The following is a 15,085-nucleotide window of genomic DNA, read 5'->3' on the forward strand; positions in this document are numbered from 1 at the left end:
TTATAAAAATAAGAGAAAAAAACAAAAAGGCGGCCGCAGCCGCCCCTTTAAGCCATATGCATTACCGCTGAACGGTCACATTCAATTTCGACAAGGCCCCAGCAGCAGCCTGCTGTTCCGCTTCTTTCTTGGAACGTCCCGCTCCGGTTCCCAGAAGGTCGGCATCCATGTGCACTTCAGCTACAAACTCACGTTCATGAGCTGGCCCTCTTTCATTCACAATGCGGTATTCCAATGAACCCATATTGTGATGTTGGGTATGCTCCTGCAATAGAGTCTTGTAATCAATAATTAACAGCTTACCTTCACTGGAGATTTTTGCGAAAACGTGCTTTTTGAGAAAAGCTTTTACGATATCCAAGCCTTGATCAAGGTATAAAGCTCCAACAAAGGACTCGAAAACGTCGGCAAGGAGCGCCGGGCGTGAACGCCCTCCGGTTAACTCCTCTCCTTTACCGAGTAATACAAAAGCACCGAAATCCAAATCTTCAGCGAACGTAACGAGTGACGGCTCACAAACGATAGACGCCCTGAGCTTCGTCAATTCACCTTCTGAACGCCCTGGATAAGAATCATATAAGAATTCCGAAACCGTTAGTTCAAGGACAGCATCCCCAAGAAACTCCAGACGCTCGTTATCTTTATGCCCAGCAATACGGTGCTCATTGACATAAGAAGAATGGGTAAAAGCTTGCTGAAGCAGCTCTTTTTTCCGAAATGTAATCCCTATTCGTTGCTGCAGTTCTTTAATATCACGGTTCATTGCCTTTATTCACCACCCAGAGAGAATGATATTCCGTTATCTTTCTTCGTAGGAAGGCAAATTATGCTTCAAACCTTTTCAAGATAATCGTTGCATTATGTCCACCGAAGCCAAATGAGTTCGACATCGCAATGTCTACCTTTGCTTCACGAGCTGTGTTTGGCACATAATCCAAATCACACTCAGGGTCTTGGTTGACCAAATTGATTGTTGGTGCAATCAAGCTATTAGAAATAGTTAAACCACAGATAACAGCTTCTACACCGCCTGCAGCGCCAAGCAAATGGCCCGTCATTGATTTCGTCGAGCTGACAGCTACTTTGTAGGCGTGTTCGCCTAAAGCTTTCTTAATAGCCGTAGTTTCTGACCTATCTCCTACTGACGTAGAAGTTCCATGAGCATTGATGTATGAAATTGACTCTGGGCTAATGCCTGCGTCTTTAATCGCTTTGACCATACAACGTGCTGCCCCGTCCGGATCTGGATCTGTCATGTGGTAAGCATCACCGCTCATCCCATAACCAATCACTTCGGCATAAATGCGTGCCCCACGCTTCTGCGCATGTTCGAGCGATTCCAAAATCATCACGCCAGCTCCTTCGCCCATGACAAAACCATCGCGGTCTGTATCAAACGGGCGGCTAGCCAAGTGAGGCTCTTCATTACGAGTTGACATGGCACGCAAAGCACAAAAGCCTGCTACACCAATCGGTGTAATCGTTGCCTCAGCACCGCCGCAAATCATTACGTCGGCATCACCACGTTGAATCATTTTGAACGAATCACCGATGGAGTGTGTACCTGTTGCACAGGCAGTTACAGCCGTGGAGTTCGGTCCTTTTGCCCCTGTAATCATTGAAACTTGTCCAGACGCCATATTCGCAATCATCATCGGAATAAAGAAGGGAGATACGCGTTTCGGCCCCTTCTCCAAAAGAATTCTATGCTGTTCTTCCCACGTATTCAAACCGCCAATTCCTGATCCGACCGATACGCCCACACGTTCAGGATCCGTATCTTCCTTCACATTCAAGTTCGCGTCTTTTAGCGCATTGATCGCACCAGCTACAGCGAATTGAACGAAACGGTCCATCCGACGTGAATCCTTACGATCGACATAATTCTCAATATTAAAATCTTTAACCTCAGCAGCAATACGAGTCGGATACTCGCTTACATCAAAATTCTCGATCAAACTGATTCCGGATTTACCAGAAGTCAGATTGCCCCAAAACGTTTCTAAATCTTGACCAAGGGCAGTAACTACGCCCATACCTGTAATTACAACTCTGTTCATTTGTACCACCTTCTATGTAGTAGAGCATCATTTTTTATTGTTTGAAAATGGAGAGAAAGTCCCGTCTTGATTAGAAACGGGACTCGGTAGACTATTACGTATGAGATTTTATGTAATTCGTAACTTCTCCTACAGTCGTAATCTTCTCAGCATCTTCATCGGAAATTTCTAAATCGAACTCATCTTCTAATTCCATTACTAATTCAACTACATCGAGAGAATCAGCACCTAGATCTTCTTTGAAAGATGCTTCGAGGGTGACTTCAGCTTCATCAACCCCTAGACGATCGACAACAATTCGTTTAACACGATCCAATACGTCGGACATCCGGTTCACCTCCTCTTTGGTATTATACGAGAATCTCTGACAGATTGCCAGTAGTCAATTTTGAGATTCTCTTTCTGGTAAAACTTACATGTACATGCCGCCATCCACATGAAGTGTTTGGCCTGTCATGTAGGACGCATCGTCCGATGCTAGGAAGCGAACAACCTTTGCAATTTCCTCAGGTTGGCCAAGGCGCTCCAGTGGAATTTGCTTCAACATTTGCTCTCGCATCTCGGATGACAACTTGTCCGTCATATCGGTTTCAATGAAACCTGGCGCTACAGCATTCACCGTAATGCCTCGAGAAGATAGTTCTCTCGCAGTCGCTTTGGTTAAGCCAATAACGCCTGCTTTTGCTGCTACATAGTTGGCCTGACCCGGGTTACCGAGCACACCCACTACAGAAGATATATTAATAATTCGACCGAAACGCTGTTTCATCATCGGGCGGGTAACGGCTTTTACACAGTTAAACACACCTTTGAGATTCGTAGCGATGACTTGATCGAACTCTTCTTCCTTCATCCGCATGATTAAATTGTCTCTTGTTATGCCAGCATTATTCACAAGAATATCAATTTTACCAAAAGTTTCTAGCGTTTGCTTCACTAAATCATCAGCCTCTTGAAAACTGCTTACGTCGGCACGCAGCTTAATCGCTTTACGTCCCATCGCTTCAATCTGCTCAACAACTTCTCCAGCAGCGGCTTCACTTCCTGCATAGTTCACAACAACATCAGCCCCATGTTCAGCCAAATGCAAAGCAATCGCTCGGCCAATACCTCGAGACGCCCCTGTTACCAGTGCTACCTTACCCGTTAACATGATTGTGTACCTCCTGCATATACTTCTCCAAAGCTTCTAGGCTGCCGATTGACACGGTCTTCACCGTTTTGTCTACCTTTTTGATCAGACCGGCGAGAACCGTTCCCGAGCCAAGCTCAATAAACGTATCGACGCCTTGGCCGATCAGATAAACAATGGTGTCCTCCCACAATACTGGAGAGTACACTTGCTCTACGAGCAGCCCGCGTATATCGCCAGGCTGCGTGACAGGACGAGCCGTTACGTTAGCCACAACGGGCACGGCTGCATCCCTCATCTCGATCGACGCGAGCACCTCTGCGAGGCGCTGCGAGGCTGGTTTCATGAGTGAAGAATGAAAAGGCCCGCTCACTTCGAGCGGTATGGCACGCTTCGCTCCGGCTTCTTTGCAGCGTTCTACAACCGCTGCAACACCTTCTTTACTGCCCGAGACGACGATCTGTCCCGGGCAGTTCACATTGGCGAGCTCCACGACTGAGCCGCCGCTTGTGATAGCCGCGCATAGCTCGGCAAGCGCTTCGCGCTCGGCTCCCAGCACGGCTGCCATCGCACCCAGGCCTCCAGGGACGGCCTGTTCCATGTACTCGCCGCGGGCCCGCACCGTGCGGACCGCGTCTTCGAACGCGAGCACGCCCGCCGCGACCAGCGCGCTGTATTCACCGAGACTATGTCCGGCAACATAGTCTGGCTTAATGCCCGCAGCCTTGAACGCTTCCAAACAAGCGATGCTTGTTGTCAGCAGTGCAGGCTGCGTGTGATAGGTGATCTTCAATTGGTCCTCTGGACCTTGGAAGATCAGATCAGATAAAGAAAAGCCTAGCGTTTCGTTAGCGCGCTCAAAATATGCTCTAGCAGCAGGATGATTCGTGTATAAATCTTGTCCCATACCCACGGACTGCGAGCCTTGACCAGGAAATACAAATGCTATTTTACCCATACGAGAAAAGGATCCCCTTCCACGATAATTTTCAGTAATTAAATATAAATTTTTACTTAAAATTCCATTTTTTTGACGGGCGACTTTTTTTCTATCCCCCTTATTGACACTATCCCCTTAGCTCAGTTCCTCAGTTCCTCAGTTCCATAGTTCTTCAGTTCTTCAGTTCTTCAGTTCTTCAGTTCTTCAGTTCCTCAGTAACTCTAACAGTCCCCACTCAAATTGTTTACTGAGGCTGCCGCATCACCAGATGGCTTTTGCTTTACTGAGCCTCATGGTTAGTGTCAATAGCATCACTTGGAAAACTTATATCAATTGCAAAACTTACAGTCAATCTTCCTGCGTAACCAACGGTTTCAGTGGAAAAGAAGAAAAGAATAGTCCTTTTCTAGACACCTGAGCCTTAGGGATAGCGCCAATAGCTTTACACGGAAAACTCTTATCAGCTGAAAGTTTTGCAGTCAAACGACAATCTTCCTGCGTAACCATCGGGTTCAGTGCAAAAGAAGAAAAGAATAGTCCTTTTCTAGATACCTGAGCCTTAGGGATAGCGCCAATAGCTTTACACGGAAAACTCTTATCTGCTGAAAGTTTTGCAGTCAAACGGCAATCTTCCTGCGTAACCACCGGGTTCAGTGCAAAAGAAGAAAAGTATGGTCCTATTCTAGACACCTGAGCCTTAGGGATAGCGCCAATAGCTTTACACAGAAAACTTTTATCAGCTGAAAGTTTTTCGTCAATCGTGCAATTTTCCTGCATAACCATCGGGTTCAGTGGAAAAGAAGAAAAGAATGGTCCTATTCTAGACGCCTGAGCCTTAGGGATAGCACCAATAGCCTCACTCGGAAAACTCTTATCAGCTGTAAGACATACAATCGATCGCGTACTTTATCCAGCATAACCCGGGGCTCAGTGGAAAAGAAAAAAGAATGGTCTCTTTCTAAACACCTGAGCCTTGGGGATAGTGCAGGCAGTAACGAACTACCAAACCAAAGCAGCTGCGCCCCAAGTAAGACCGCCGCCGAAGCCGACTAGTACAAGACGGTCGCCTTCGTTCAATCTTCCCTGCTCAACTGCCTCTGCAAGAGCTACTGGGATAGAGGCCGCGGACATGTTACCGTATTTGTCTAGGTTGATCATACATTTGTCGTCAGTCAGTTCTAGACGATTTAATGAAGCTTGAATAATTCTCATATTGGCTTGGTGCGGTACGAGCAGATCGATGTCTGTTTTTTCCCAGCCTGCTTTGCGCAGCACTTCATCAGCGGCATTGCCCATGATTCGGACGGCAAATTTGAAGACTTCAGCTCCGGCCATATAGATGTAGTGCAAACGTTGGTCAATGGAGGTTTGTGAGGAAGGATTACGCGACCCGCCACCTTCAATTTTCAGGAGCGGACCTCCTGTACCGTCAGCACCCAACTCAAAAGATTTGAAACCTCTATGTTCAGGCACTTCTCCAATAACAACGGCTCCAGCGCCATCGCCAAAAAGAATGCATGTGTTTCGGTCTGTATAGTCAGTAATTTTGGATAAGCAATCAGCGCCAATGATAAGTGCATGTTTATATGTACCTGTGGCAATGAAGTTAGAGGCATTAGCTAGTCCATATACAAAGCCTGAACAAGCTGCTGACAAGTCAAAAGCTGCTGCTTTTTTGGCTCCCAGCTTCTCTTGGAGAATACATGCCGTTGAAGGGAATGCCATATCAGGTGTAATCGTTGCTACTATAATCAAATCAAGTTGGTCTGCCGTAATCCCTGCATTAGTCAGAGCAATCAGTGCGGCTTCATAACAAAGATCAGACGTAGCTTGTACTTCGGAGGCTATTCTTCTTTCACGTATACCCGTTCTGGTCACGATCCACTCATCATTCGTTTCGACCATGGTTTCCAATTCTTGATTTGTTAAAATTCGTTCTGGTACATATTTACCCGTTCCGAGTACCCCAACTGGTATTAAATTCATGTTGTTATATCTCTCTTCCCGTGGCTAATTTCGGCAGATATCGTGCCAACCAAATCATTTTGCAAGGCAATTCTCGCTTGACGAACTGCATTCTTAATAGCATTCGCATCGGAGGAGCCATGGCTTTTTAGGACTAATCCATCAATACCCAAAAACGGGGCCGCCCCATGTTCGTTATAATCCAACTTTTTGCGGAATTGTGTAAGTCCTGGTTTCAAGACAGCCGCTGCAAGTTTAGTAAAAATGGTTTTGGTGAACTCTTGTTTTAGTGCTGAGAAAATCGTAGACGCAGCGCCTTCCAATGATTTCAGCATAATATTCCCAGCGAATCCATCGCACACGATGACATCGCATTTGGCACGAAGCACTTGAGAAGATTCGACATTCCCCACAAAATGAATAGGGGCTTGTTCCATTAAAGGATATGCCGTTTTCGTTAATTCATTCCCTTTGGTCGCTTCTGTACCGACATTCAGCAGGCCTACACGAGGCTTGGCAATACCGTGAACTTTGGAGCGATAAATACTGCCCATAATGGCGTATTGAATCAGCTGTTCGGCTGTTGCATCCATATTTGCTCCCAGATCGAGCGCAAGAACACCGTTTCCATCCATAGTTGGAATCATAGGCGCTAGTGCCGGACGCTCGATCCCTGGAATTCTTCCTACGACTAGCAATCCAGTCGTCATCAGAGCACCTGTATTTCCTGCAGAAATCATAGCTTCTGCTTCCTTCTCACGTACCAGCCTTCCTGCTACCACCATGGAAGCGTCTTTTTTGCGACGAACAGCCTTAACGGGCTCATCCTCTGCTTCAATGACTTCTTCCGTGTGATGGATAGTTAAGTTCGCTGGCCTTTCTGTGAGATGCGCTTCAATCGCGGCGCTGTTACCGACCAGAATGATATGAACATCCTTCCATTCTTTGGCCGCTGCGAGTGCACCTTCGACTACGATTTTAGGAGCATTGTCGCCGCCCATTGCATCAATCGCGATTCGCATGCAGCTTGTCCTCCCTATCTAGATGTTGCTCTTTCTTCGAATGAAAGATCACAAAGTTGCCTCGAAAAACCGTTTCATCGCCAACATATGAAAACACCTCGACTCTTGCTTTCCCTTTGGAAACGGAACGCACATAGGCTTTGGCGATACATTTCTCTCCGAGCTTTACAGAACGAATAAAACGTATGTCTGCAGATGCTGTTAAAGCTATGGGATCGTCGATGACGGCAACCGCCAGGGAGTTCGCTTGCGAGAAAATATGATGTCCTCTTGCAATTTTGGTTCTTGAGAAAACATGATCTTCTTTAATTTCAAAAATCGAGATACCGCTTTGATCCAGCTGTAAATCAATCACTTCTCCAATAATTTCATCAATTGGCAGTGAGCGTACATGATCGTACGTTTTGACCGCCATATGCTTCATTCGTTCCCGCAGCTCAGGAATGCCGAGTTCCAACCGATCCAAGCGGACGGTTTGGATACTGACCTGAAACGTTCGCATCAGTTCCTCGTCTGTCATAAAAGGATTAGCTTCAATGGCTTGAAGCAATTGCTGCTGCCTTTGTCGTTTAGGAAGGCGTTCGATGGCGAGCACCACCTTATCTCGTGAGATCTCATCTTATTACCAGATACTAAACTGTAGTATATTAAATTTATAGCCAAAAAGAAAGCAAAAAAAATAGCACCTCACACTAGGATGAAGTACTATGTCCAATCTTATGCTTTTACGATCTCTCTACCTTTGTAAGTTCCGCAAGACTTGCACACACGGTGTGCTAGCTTCAGTTCTCCACATTGTTCACATTTCACCATGCCTGGAACTTCCAATTTAAAGTGAGTACGGCGCTTGTCGCGACGAGTTTTGGACGTTCTTCTTTGAGGTACTGCCATATTCAAAACACCTCCTTATACGAATTTCAATGATGCCTTATTCTTTGTTAAAAAAGTCCGCGAGACCTGCAAGCCGAGGATCAATCTTCTCCTGCTTACAGCCGCAATCGCGTTGATTGCGATTCTCTCCGCACACGGGACAGAGACCTTTGCACGCTTCGTCACAAAGTGGTATGTACGGTAAACCGACCACTACATTTTCTACAACGTAAGGCTCCAAATCGACTTTATCTCCAACCACCAAATGAATATCCTCGTCTAGATCCGGATCCTCTTCTTCTGGTTTTTGCATGAAGACTTCCTCAAAAGGAAGTTCGATTGTTTGGTTAGTGTGCGATAAGCATCGTGAACAGCTTAACTCCAAGTCTAGCGTTAACGTACCGTTAACTTTTGCTGCTCCATCTTCGTACACAGCTTGAAGATCGACGTGTACAGGACCATGACCAAGGATATCTTGACGTCCTTCAAAAGGATCGGTCAAGGTCAATTCTTCGGTCATATGAGCCTGCCCTTTAAGAGATAGCTCTCTAAAACGAATTTGCATGTGTTTTTCACCCCAAACAAACAAAGATTATTATATCCAGTTTGAATGCCTTTTGTCAATTTAAATTATATTGTTTTTACTAAATCTAGCTTATTTCGGAGGCAATGCTGCTAGAAATTTGAGTGCATCTTCCATTGTGCCAATTTCGACAATTTTCATTTTGGTCTTAATTTGATTGGCTCTCTCGACAGCTGCTGTGTAATTCTCGATTTTGGCACCATCTTTATAAGTAACATCTTTGGGTGCAAAGAAATAATCGGCCTTTTCCCGATCCGCGGCAATGATTTTATGCTGAATACCGCCAATTGGACCTACAGTGCCGTCGCTTTCAATCGTTCCTGTCCCCGCAATGCGATAACCCTTGGTAATATCATCTGGCACTAGTTGATTGTAAATCTCTAAGGAGAACATTAATCCCGCCGAAGGACCGCCAATCTCACCAGCCTTAATGGATACTTGTTGATCCTCCTGGTCCGCTTTTACAGCCTGCATATCCGCCGGTACAACGCCAATACCTGCCCGCGCTTCGCCCTGCTCGCCTTCCTGCTTAGGAAGCGCACCAAGCGTCAGCGTAGCTTGCTGTTCAACTTTTTTCCTCGAATACGTGATAGAAATTGTATCCCCCGCTTTTTTCCCTTTAAGTGAGTCCAGTAAATCTTGCGCGACCTTCACTTCTTTATCTCCAGCTTTTAAAAGCACATCTCCTGGTTTGAGAACCTTTTCTCCCGATAGGCCAGGCAGCGTCTGGAGTACCATAACTCCTTCATGATTGATATGAAAGGGGATTTTGGCTTGCTTATAGGCCGCTTGAATAGCACTTGCTTGGGATGTCAACATAACATACTCTTGGCGCTGTGAATACTCTTGTTCCGACTCACCTTTACGTAAAACACTCGTTTTGGGCTGAATCTCTTCATACGGATGTACGAGTCCGATTAAATAATTGACCATATTGGCATCGGCAACTCGTACTGTGGTTAACATCAGCGTCCCTTTTTCGTCATCAGAGCCTTTGGGGATTGTCACCATCGGTTTAATTTCTTCCGCAGTCCCTGGCATGAATATAAAAAATGGAAGTCTTACAAAAAACAACAAATAAACAATGACAACTCCGACAATTGCGGATATTAAATAGCGCCTAGTCGCCGATCTTCTCGGATATCGATACGAATCATTCGACCATGTACGAATCGTACTCTCTTCTTCGTTCTCCATGCAGGTTCCCCTTCCTGATGCCTTATACAAGTAGATGTCTCTTGCCTTACCTCCAAGCGAAAGCTTGGTCTAAACCCGCATGCTCTAGCGTACAATTGAAGCATGTTTAAAGGACGAGGTGATATGATGCAGCCCAAGAATGTAAGATCCAACTCCAAACTCACAACGCTGGTACTGGGGTCTTTGGCTGCCCTTGTAGTCGTGTCTGTCATTTTATTCCCGGACAAAGCATTTCAGTCTTCGCTCGAGGGACTTACAATTTGGTGGAAGCTTGTATTTCCGGCACTCATGCCTTTTCTCATTATGACCGAGCTGTTAATCGGTTTTGGTGTTATTCAAGGGATAGGCATTCTTTTAGAGCCGCTGATGAGGATTGTATTCCGCCTTCCCGGTGTAAGTGGGTGGGCGCTAGCTTCAGGTCTTATAGTAGGATTTCCTACCGGAGCCAAAATTACAGCTACCCTGAGGGAAAAAAACCTCATCTCCCAAACAGAAACAGAACGATTAACGGCACTGTCCCATTTGTGCAGCCCCTTATTCCTGATTATGGTCGTAGGTGTCGGCTTCCTGCACAGCACAAAGCTGGGCTTCATACTTGCGGTCGTCCATTATACCTCCGCTATTTTAACAGGATTCCTGATGAGAAATTCCAGAAAAGTACAGCAGCCTTTAGCTGATTCCCAAGAACTCCAAATAGCCACCTTGCGGCCTAATAATCAATCATCCGCTTCCGTCTTGAAACTCTCCTTATCAACGATGCGCCAAGCTTATTTACACGATGGACGTCCGTTCGGTAAGCTGCTTGGGGATTCGGTAACCTCTTCTGTGCAAACTTTAATGCTAATTGGCGGATATATGATGATCTTTTCCGTACTGATTAATGTCGTCAACATAACTCATCTTACGGATGTATTCCAACCCGTCACACACTATTTACTTGCTTTTATGAATGTCCACACCGATATCACTCCTCAGTGGCTCAAGGGGATTCTGGAAATTCATCTGGGCGCTTATGCTTTTAGCCAAGCACAAGGCCTCTCCTTACTTCCGCAAATGGCGCTCCTAAGCGCTTTTCTTGGCTGGGGAGGCTTGTCTGCCCACGCGCAAGTAGCAGGCTTTCATCAAAAAACAGATGCTCGTTATCTGTTCTTCTTTCAGTCCCGTGCTCTTCATGCTGTACTTGCGTTGGTAGTAACTGTTCTGCTTTGGAAGCCACTGCAGCTGCTTTTGCTGGATTCTGAGCCTAGTTTTCTATGGTTAGACAAAGCCAAAAGCGAATATCCTACTGTTGCCTTTCCACTGAACGGCGAATCGGCATGGGGCCTGTGGGGACCTATGCTGACGCAGTTCCTTCTATTATTCACTTTGATGATGATGATTTCAACGGTCCTGAGAACTTTCAAAAAGAAAGAAAACTATTAATTCGTAATTCCATTAGATTCGAGGGAATTTCTTCTTCAACGCTTCTTCCACCTCAGCCGGAACTAGATCTTCCACTGGCCCGTGAAACTTAGCAATCTCCTTCACAATACTTGAGCTCAAGTACGAAAACTGAGGTTTCGAAGTCATAAAGAAAGTTTCTACATCTGGATTCAGCTTGTGATTCGTAGAAGCCATCTGCAATTCATACTCAAAGTCCGAGACCGCCCGAAGTCCACGAACAATTAGTCGCACATTCCGAGCTTTCATATAATTAACCATTAAATCTCTAAAACCATCCACCTCCACATTCGGCAGATCCTTGGTCACCTTCCTAATGAGCTCCATCCGTTCTTCCAATGTGAATAGAGGATTCTTGGAAGTGTTATTCAGTACAGCTACAATCAACTTATCAAACACTTTTGCCGCTCTATGTATAATGTCAAGATGGCCGTGTGTAACAGGATCAAAACTGCCTGGATAAACGGCAACTGTAATACCGTGTTCTTGCCTCATCATGCTGTTCATCTCCTTAAAAAACTTGCTCATATTTATTCTGCTGATCCTTTGTAAATCGTGACAGCGGTATCTCCGTAATCGGATCTTCGCTGCTGCTTAAATCCTCCGATGGTATCTTCGAGAACATCCTTAGCATCATGCTCCACAACTATCGTGGCATTCAATGGAACGATCGACTGCTCTTCCATCGTACTTATCAGCTCCGCGATAAATTTCATTTTGTACGGAGGATCGAGGAAAACGAGTTCAAATTGCTGCTCCCGCTTCGCTAATGCTTTCAAAGCACGAGCAGCATCCGTTCGGTAGATCTCAGCTTGGTCCTTGAGACCTGCGGTTACTAAATTATGCCCAATCGTGTCAATACTTTTCTTCTCGATATCAATGAAGACAGCCTTAGTCATCCCGCGGCTGAGCGCTTCAATCCCGAGTCCGCCTGTACCTGCGAATAGATCAAGTACCTGTCCTCCATCAAAATAAGGACCAATCATACTGAAGATCGCTTCTTTCACTTTATCCGTTGTTGGCCGCGTGCTGGTACCGGGTACAGCTTTTAACGGCCTGCCTTTGGCGGTGCCTGAAATCACTCTCATCTTACGTATTCCCCTTCTAGCTGGCTCATTCTTTTGCTATCGTACCACAAGCTCTAATCGGACACAAAAATTTTATCCCTGTGATGTATAAATTTCCCGTAAAACGGTCATCCTTGAACTATCGACATCAGAGAATGTCGTAGACAACCGCGGAGAAGACTTACGTTTCCCCATAAGTTCTTCGTCCGGTTTCTCCTCTCCCATGAGGCGGTCATGCAAATGACCGCCGTTATTATTTTATGGTACAGTTTTCTATAACCCTTATTATATAAGGGTTTATTTGTGTGTAACAGTTGTTTGTTTTTTGTTGTAACAGCAACTCAATCGCTTTCAAGGGGACCAAAAGGGGACCAAACTGCGTAATGTTACTAAGTACACCCTCCTGTTCAACTTGATTAAAGAAAAAAAGCCCCATAAATTACAGGGCCCATTAATATATTTGATTAATTGTAAAAAGACCTATATTGCTTAAGTTGATTCATGCTTTCCTCGAAAGTCTTTTGCTCAATCTCTTCTACAGGCCTAGTCGATCTAAACGTCATTAGCTCAGCCCAGTGAACAATGTGCTTCCCATTCCCAGAGTGTTTGATAATATAATCACGCAGATTTTTATCATGAACGTAAGTAACCTCATCGTCTAGTTCCTTTTTCATTTCAACCAGTTTGTTCTTAATATATTCAAAAGTTAAATTGGCGTACTTAGTAGCTTCGTTTAGAGTAGGAAATTTCCCTTTATGTATGACATCGTTTCTAAATTCAATTTTTTTCTGCGGAATAAGTTCAGGATTCTTTTTGAATGTTGTAAGATACATCATGATATATGCACCAAGTTGTCTTTCAGACTGCTTAGAAAGTTCTTTCCAGGATTTCGGGAAGTCTTCCATATACGAAGTAGATTTTAACGATTTGGCTGCAAAAACATTTATTGAAAATTCATGGAACCTTTCTATTGCTGCTGCAAAGTTTGCTACAGCCTCACGTGCGTAACCGTCAGTCAGGGCATATATCCCCATTTCAAAGAGCAATTCATAAACATGATGCTCAACGATGATAACAGTTTCATGCCCTGCATCACAAGTCAAATGATAAACCCTTTCGTCGGTTAGTTCTTGGACTTTGTTTTCATCTTTTATTCCTTCTGTCAAACACTTCATACACTGAATGTTAAATTTCATTTTACACCTCCAACAAATCGACCTAATTCCACGACCACTAAAGCCGAACCACGGCAAGAAGCCAACTGATCGCACCATAAACCATTGGCACGAAATTAGATAACTGCCCCAGGTGGCGCGCTATCGACTTCGGGTACCTCCCCGGTAAATACCGCTGCGGTTAGTACCCGGTCTATTATCATAAGCGCCGAAAGCGGGCTGGAAAGGTGTCTGGTGTCCGTCTGCTGGTTAACCGGGCCTACCAGTTCGCCTTCCAAGTTGGCAGCTTCCAGCAGTACAAGCTGTACCGCGAAGGGGCTGCCGCTTACCATTCCATCTTTCCACACAATCGTAGCATCCTGGCCGCCTACTTGTCCCCCAGCTGTAAACATCATTTCGAAGCACCTACTTCCCCTTTTTCTATTGGCTTTTATGATAACGGACTGTATAAGTAAAGATATCTTTACTATTATATACGCTATTTTTTATTCCGTCATTTTAATATCTCTAGGCAACAGTCGTTATCTAGAGATAAATCTAGCGGTATGCTTTGTCTTGTTGTACTCTTACTGAAAAAGGCAGGAACAAAATTCATAGCGGCGCTGCCGCTATGACCTAGCCTTATCATAGGGGCTGCAAGGGTAATGGATAACTACGAATTATTTAAAAAGAATTCCGGGATTGAGATTAGCAGAGAAGATTTCGAAGCCGGGGTATCTTTCATGAACGGTAAGATGGAAGGACATCCCGCATTAATTACTGCTTTACAGGAACACGCATGGGCTGTTGCTGCGCCATATATCAAGCGAGTCATCGAAAGGCAGCTTATCCAAAGCCATAATGCAGACGCCAAAAATAACGAAGAACTGGACAAATAAACAAAAGCCGCGTAGCGGGGCTGTATCCCGTCCTACGTGGCTTTCTCGTTTACAGCTGTTTAGCGTTCTGATAATTCTCGCTTTTCGGCGTCGTTACATTCTGCATTCGAACCGGGGGAAGCTTTGCTTCGGGGTTTGTTTCCTCCAGGGCTGCCTTACGAATTGACGCCAGGTCGTTACTATACTGGTAGTGGTCAACCCATGCCCATTCCTTAAAGTCCGATTCTGTTACCTGTTCCGGGCCTAAAAGGCCGTAACGTTCTTCCTTACCTGTGTAACGCAGTACCGCGCTTGATGTACTGTGCTGGATATGAACTAGCCTTTTATTTACCTGGTGCATTTTATCGAATACAGTAGCCAGATTCGCCATGTATGCCTGCATATGCTCTTTCATTCCGTCCAGCAGGGGCTGAAATTCTTCATGCAGCAAGCTACCATCTGCGATTCTGCGGCGAATTTCCCCCTGGACGTTCATAAAGGCTACCGCCATGCCGTCCGGGTATGGCTTCTTTTCCGCGTTCAGCTTATCCTGTAGACGTTGCAGCTTCGTTTCCATGATAGTTACCATTCCCTGGGCATTGGCAACGTCTGCTGCCAGTTCCGGGTTCTCCAGGGCTTCTCCCAGCAGGCTATTATACCGCTGGCGGACTTGCTCAACTTCCGCAACTGCTACGGCCAGCTGTCCGTTGTCCTTCCCCTGTGCGGCGTCAAACGCCTTGATACTCTCTACCATTTCTTCATACGCTCTAATCATGG

At 45.4% G+C, this 15,085-nt stretch carries 19 protein-coding genes; 2 read left to right on the top strand and 17 right to left on the bottom strand.

Annotated elements, in window-relative coordinates; all coding sequences use genetic code 11:
• Positions 1-61: 61 nt before the first annotated feature.
• From rnc to ASD40_RS01965, 12 genes are all read right to left on the bottom strand, one after another.
• The gene (gene rnc / locus ASD40_RS01910) at positions 62-763 is read right to left on the bottom strand and encodes a ribonuclease III (RefSeq protein ID WP_057301639.1); all 702 of its coding nucleotides are present in this window, start codon (positions 761-763) and stop codon (positions 62-64) included.
• Between the two features lie 61 nt (positions 764-824).
• Positions 825-2,060, bottom strand: coding sequence for a beta-ketoacyl-ACP synthase II (fabF, locus tag ASD40_RS01915; RefSeq protein WP_057301640.1), 1,236 nt, complete (start codon positions 2,058-2,060; stop codon positions 825-827).
• 94 nt (positions 2,061-2,154) lie between these two features.
• The gene (gene acpP / locus ASD40_RS01920; protein WP_028558238.1) at positions 2,155-2,388 is read right to left on the bottom strand and encodes an acyl carrier protein; all 234 of its coding nucleotides are present in this window, start codon (positions 2,386-2,388) and stop codon (positions 2,155-2,157) included.
• Positions 2,389-2,472: 84 nt separating this feature from the next.
• Positions 2,473-3,213 (bottom strand): 3-oxoacyl-[acyl-carrier-protein] reductase, encoded by a 741-nt coding sequence (gene fabG / locus ASD40_RS01925; RefSeq protein ID WP_057301641.1) that lies wholly within the window; start codon positions 3,211-3,213, stop codon positions 2,473-2,475.
• Positions 3,200-4,150, bottom strand: coding sequence for an ACP S-malonyltransferase (gene fabD, locus ASD40_RS01930; protein WP_057301642.1), 951 nt, complete (start codon positions 4,148-4,150; stop codon positions 3,200-3,202). Before fabD ends, fabG begins: the two co-directional genes overlap by 14 nt.
• 330 nt (positions 4,151-4,480) lie before the next feature.
• Positions 4,481-4,753, bottom strand: coding sequence for a hypothetical protein (locus ASD40_RS38420; protein WP_057301643.1), 273 nt, complete (start codon positions 4,751-4,753; stop codon positions 4,481-4,483).
• 378 nt (positions 4,754-5,131) lie between these two features.
• A complete protein-coding gene (locus tag ASD40_RS01940) occupies positions 5,132-6,118 on the bottom strand; it encodes a beta-ketoacyl-ACP synthase III (protein ID WP_057301644.1) in 987 nt (328 codons plus the stop codon).
• The gene (gene plsX / locus ASD40_RS01945) at positions 6,115-7,119 is read right to left on the bottom strand and encodes a phosphate acyltransferase PlsX (protein WP_057301645.1); all 1,005 of its coding nucleotides are present in this window, start codon (positions 7,117-7,119) and stop codon (positions 6,115-6,117) included. The genes ASD40_RS01940 and plsX overlap by 4 nt, the downstream gene beginning before the upstream one ends.
• Positions 7,103-7,717, bottom strand: a complete 615-nt coding sequence (fapR, locus tag ASD40_RS01950) for a transcription factor FapR (protein WP_047672754.1) — start codon at positions 7,715-7,717, stop codon at positions 7,103-7,105. Before fapR ends, plsX begins: the two co-directional genes overlap by 17 nt.
• A gap of 119 nt (positions 7,718-7,836) precedes the next feature.
• The gene (gene rpmF, locus ASD40_RS01955; RefSeq protein WP_029195321.1) at positions 7,837-8,010 is read right to left on the bottom strand and encodes a 50S ribosomal protein L32; all 174 of its coding nucleotides are present in this window, start codon (positions 8,008-8,010) and stop codon (positions 7,837-7,839) included.
• A gap of 37 nt (positions 8,011-8,047) precedes the next feature.
• The gene (locus tag ASD40_RS01960; protein WP_057301646.1) at positions 8,048-8,554 is read right to left on the bottom strand and encodes a YceD family protein; all 507 of its coding nucleotides are present in this window, start codon (positions 8,552-8,554) and stop codon (positions 8,048-8,050) included.
• Between the two features lie 90 nt (positions 8,555-8,644).
• A complete protein-coding gene (locus ASD40_RS01965; RefSeq protein WP_057301647.1) occupies positions 8,645-9,769 on the bottom strand; it encodes a SepM family pheromone-processing serine protease in 1,125 nt (374 codons plus the stop codon).
• 123 nt (positions 9,770-9,892) lie between these two features.
• Here ASD40_RS01965 and ASD40_RS01970 point away from each other — a divergent pair, with 123 nt between their 5' ends.
• Positions 9,893-11,191: a nucleoside recognition domain-containing protein gene (locus ASD40_RS01970; RefSeq protein ID WP_156389856.1), complete on the top strand. Its 1,299-nt coding sequence runs from the start codon at positions 9,893-9,895 to the stop codon at positions 11,189-11,191.
• A 12-nt stretch (positions 11,192-11,203) separates the two neighbouring features.
• On the opposite strand, the gene coaD is transcribed toward ASD40_RS01970, so the two are convergent.
• The 4 genes from coaD to ASD40_RS01990 all read right to left on the bottom strand — a co-directional run bounded on the left by coaD (position 11,204) and on the right by ASD40_RS01990 (position 13,846).
• Complete coding sequence (gene coaD, locus ASD40_RS01975; RefSeq protein ID WP_029195317.1) at positions 11,204-11,707, bottom strand: pantetheine-phosphate adenylyltransferase; 504 nt, start codon at positions 11,705-11,707, stop codon at positions 11,204-11,206.
• A 32-nt stretch (positions 11,708-11,739) separates the two neighbouring features.
• Positions 11,740-12,297 (bottom strand): 16S rRNA (guanine(966)-N(2))-methyltransferase RsmD, encoded by a 558-nt coding sequence (rsmD, locus tag ASD40_RS01980; RefSeq protein WP_057301649.1) that lies wholly within the window; start codon positions 12,295-12,297, stop codon positions 11,740-11,742.
• Positions 12,298-12,740: 443 nt separating this feature from the next.
• Complete coding sequence (locus ASD40_RS01985; RefSeq protein ID WP_057301650.1) at positions 12,741-13,472, bottom strand: hypothetical protein; 732 nt, start codon at positions 13,470-13,472, stop codon at positions 12,741-12,743.
• A gap of 95 nt (positions 13,473-13,567) precedes the next feature.
• Positions 13,568-13,846 (bottom strand): hypothetical protein, encoded by a 279-nt coding sequence (locus ASD40_RS01990; protein ID WP_156389857.1) that lies wholly within the window; start codon positions 13,844-13,846, stop codon positions 13,568-13,570.
• A 249-nt stretch (positions 13,847-14,095) separates the two neighbouring features.
• Here ASD40_RS01990 and ASD40_RS01995 point away from each other — a divergent pair, with 249 nt between their 5' ends.
• Positions 14,096-14,329, top strand: a complete 234-nt coding sequence (locus tag ASD40_RS01995; RefSeq protein ID WP_057301652.1) for a hypothetical protein — start codon at positions 14,096-14,098, stop codon at positions 14,327-14,329.
• 49 nt (positions 14,330-14,378) lie between these two features.
• Here the strand turns inward: ASD40_RS01995 and ASD40_RS02000 are convergent, their stop codons facing one another.
• Complete coding sequence (locus tag ASD40_RS02000) at positions 14,379-15,083, bottom strand: hypothetical protein (protein ID WP_057301653.1); 705 nt, start codon at positions 15,081-15,083, stop codon at positions 14,379-14,381.
• Between the last annotated feature and the right edge of the window lie 2 nt (positions 15,084-15,085).

Source organism: Paenibacillus sp. Root444D2 (assembly GCF_001426375.1).
Taxonomy (GTDB): domain Bacteria; phylum Bacillota; class Bacilli; order Paenibacillales; family NBRC-103111; genus Paenibacillus_E.

Excerpts from the sequence above, each read along its gene's own strand:
- rnc (WP_057301639.1), bottom strand. The coding sequence starts at position 763 with ATGAACCGTGATATTAAAGAACTGCAGCAACGAATAGGGATTACATTT.
- ASD40_RS01995 (WP_057301652.1), top strand. The coding sequence starts at position 14,096 with ATGGATAACTACGAATTATTTAAAAAGAATTCCGGGATTGAGATTAGC.
- coaD (WP_029195317.1), bottom strand. The coding sequence starts at position 11,707 with ATGATGAGGCAAGAACACGGTATTACAGTTGCCGTTTATCCAGGCAGT.
- ASD40_RS01990 (WP_156389857.1), bottom strand. The coding sequence starts at position 13,846 with ATGATGTTTACAGCTGGGGGACAAGTAGGCGGCCAGGATGCTACGATT.
- ASD40_RS01965 (WP_057301647.1), bottom strand. The coding sequence starts at position 9,769 with ATGGAGAACGAAGAAGAGAGTACGATTCGTACATGGTCGAATGATTCG.
- ASD40_RS01970 (WP_156389856.1), top strand. The coding sequence starts at position 9,893 with ATGATGCAGCCCAAGAATGTAAGATCCAACTCCAAACTCACAACGCTG.
- rsmD (WP_057301649.1), bottom strand. The coding sequence starts at position 12,297 with ATGAGAGTGATTTCAGGCACCGCCAAAGGCAGGCCGTTAAAAGCTGTA.
- rpmF (WP_029195321.1), bottom strand. The coding sequence starts at position 8,010 with ATGGCAGTACCTCAAAGAAGAACGTCCAAAACTCGTCGCGACAAGCGC.
- ASD40_RS01985 (WP_057301650.1), bottom strand. The coding sequence starts at position 13,472 with ATGAAATTTAACATTCAGTGTATGAAGTGTTTGACAGAAGGAATAAAA.
- acpP (WP_028558238.1), bottom strand. The coding sequence starts at position 2,388 with ATGTCCGACGTATTGGATCGTGTTAAACGAATTGTTGTCGATCGTCTA.
- fabG (WP_057301641.1), bottom strand. The coding sequence starts at position 3,213 with ATGTTAACGGGTAAGGTAGCACTGGTAACAGGGGCGTCTCGAGGTATT.
- fabD (WP_057301642.1), bottom strand. The coding sequence starts at position 4,150 with ATGGGTAAAATAGCATTTGTATTTCCTGGTCAAGGCTCGCAGTCCGTG.
- plsX (WP_057301645.1), bottom strand. The coding sequence starts at position 7,119 with ATGCGAATCGCGATTGATGCAATGGGCGGCGACAATGCTCCTAAAATC.
- ASD40_RS01960 (WP_057301646.1), bottom strand. The coding sequence starts at position 8,554 with ATGCAAATTCGTTTTAGAGAGCTATCTCTTAAAGGGCAGGCTCATATG.
- ASD40_RS02000 (WP_057301653.1), bottom strand. The coding sequence starts at position 15,083 with ATGATTAGAGCGTATGAAGAAATGGTAGAGAGTATCAAGGCGTTTGAC.
- fabF (WP_057301640.1), bottom strand. The coding sequence starts at position 2,060 with ATGAACAGAGTTGTAATTACAGGTATGGGCGTAGTTACTGCCCTTGGT.
- ASD40_RS01940 (WP_057301644.1), bottom strand. The coding sequence starts at position 6,118 with ATGAATTTAATACCAGTTGGGGTACTCGGAACGGGTAAATATGTACCA.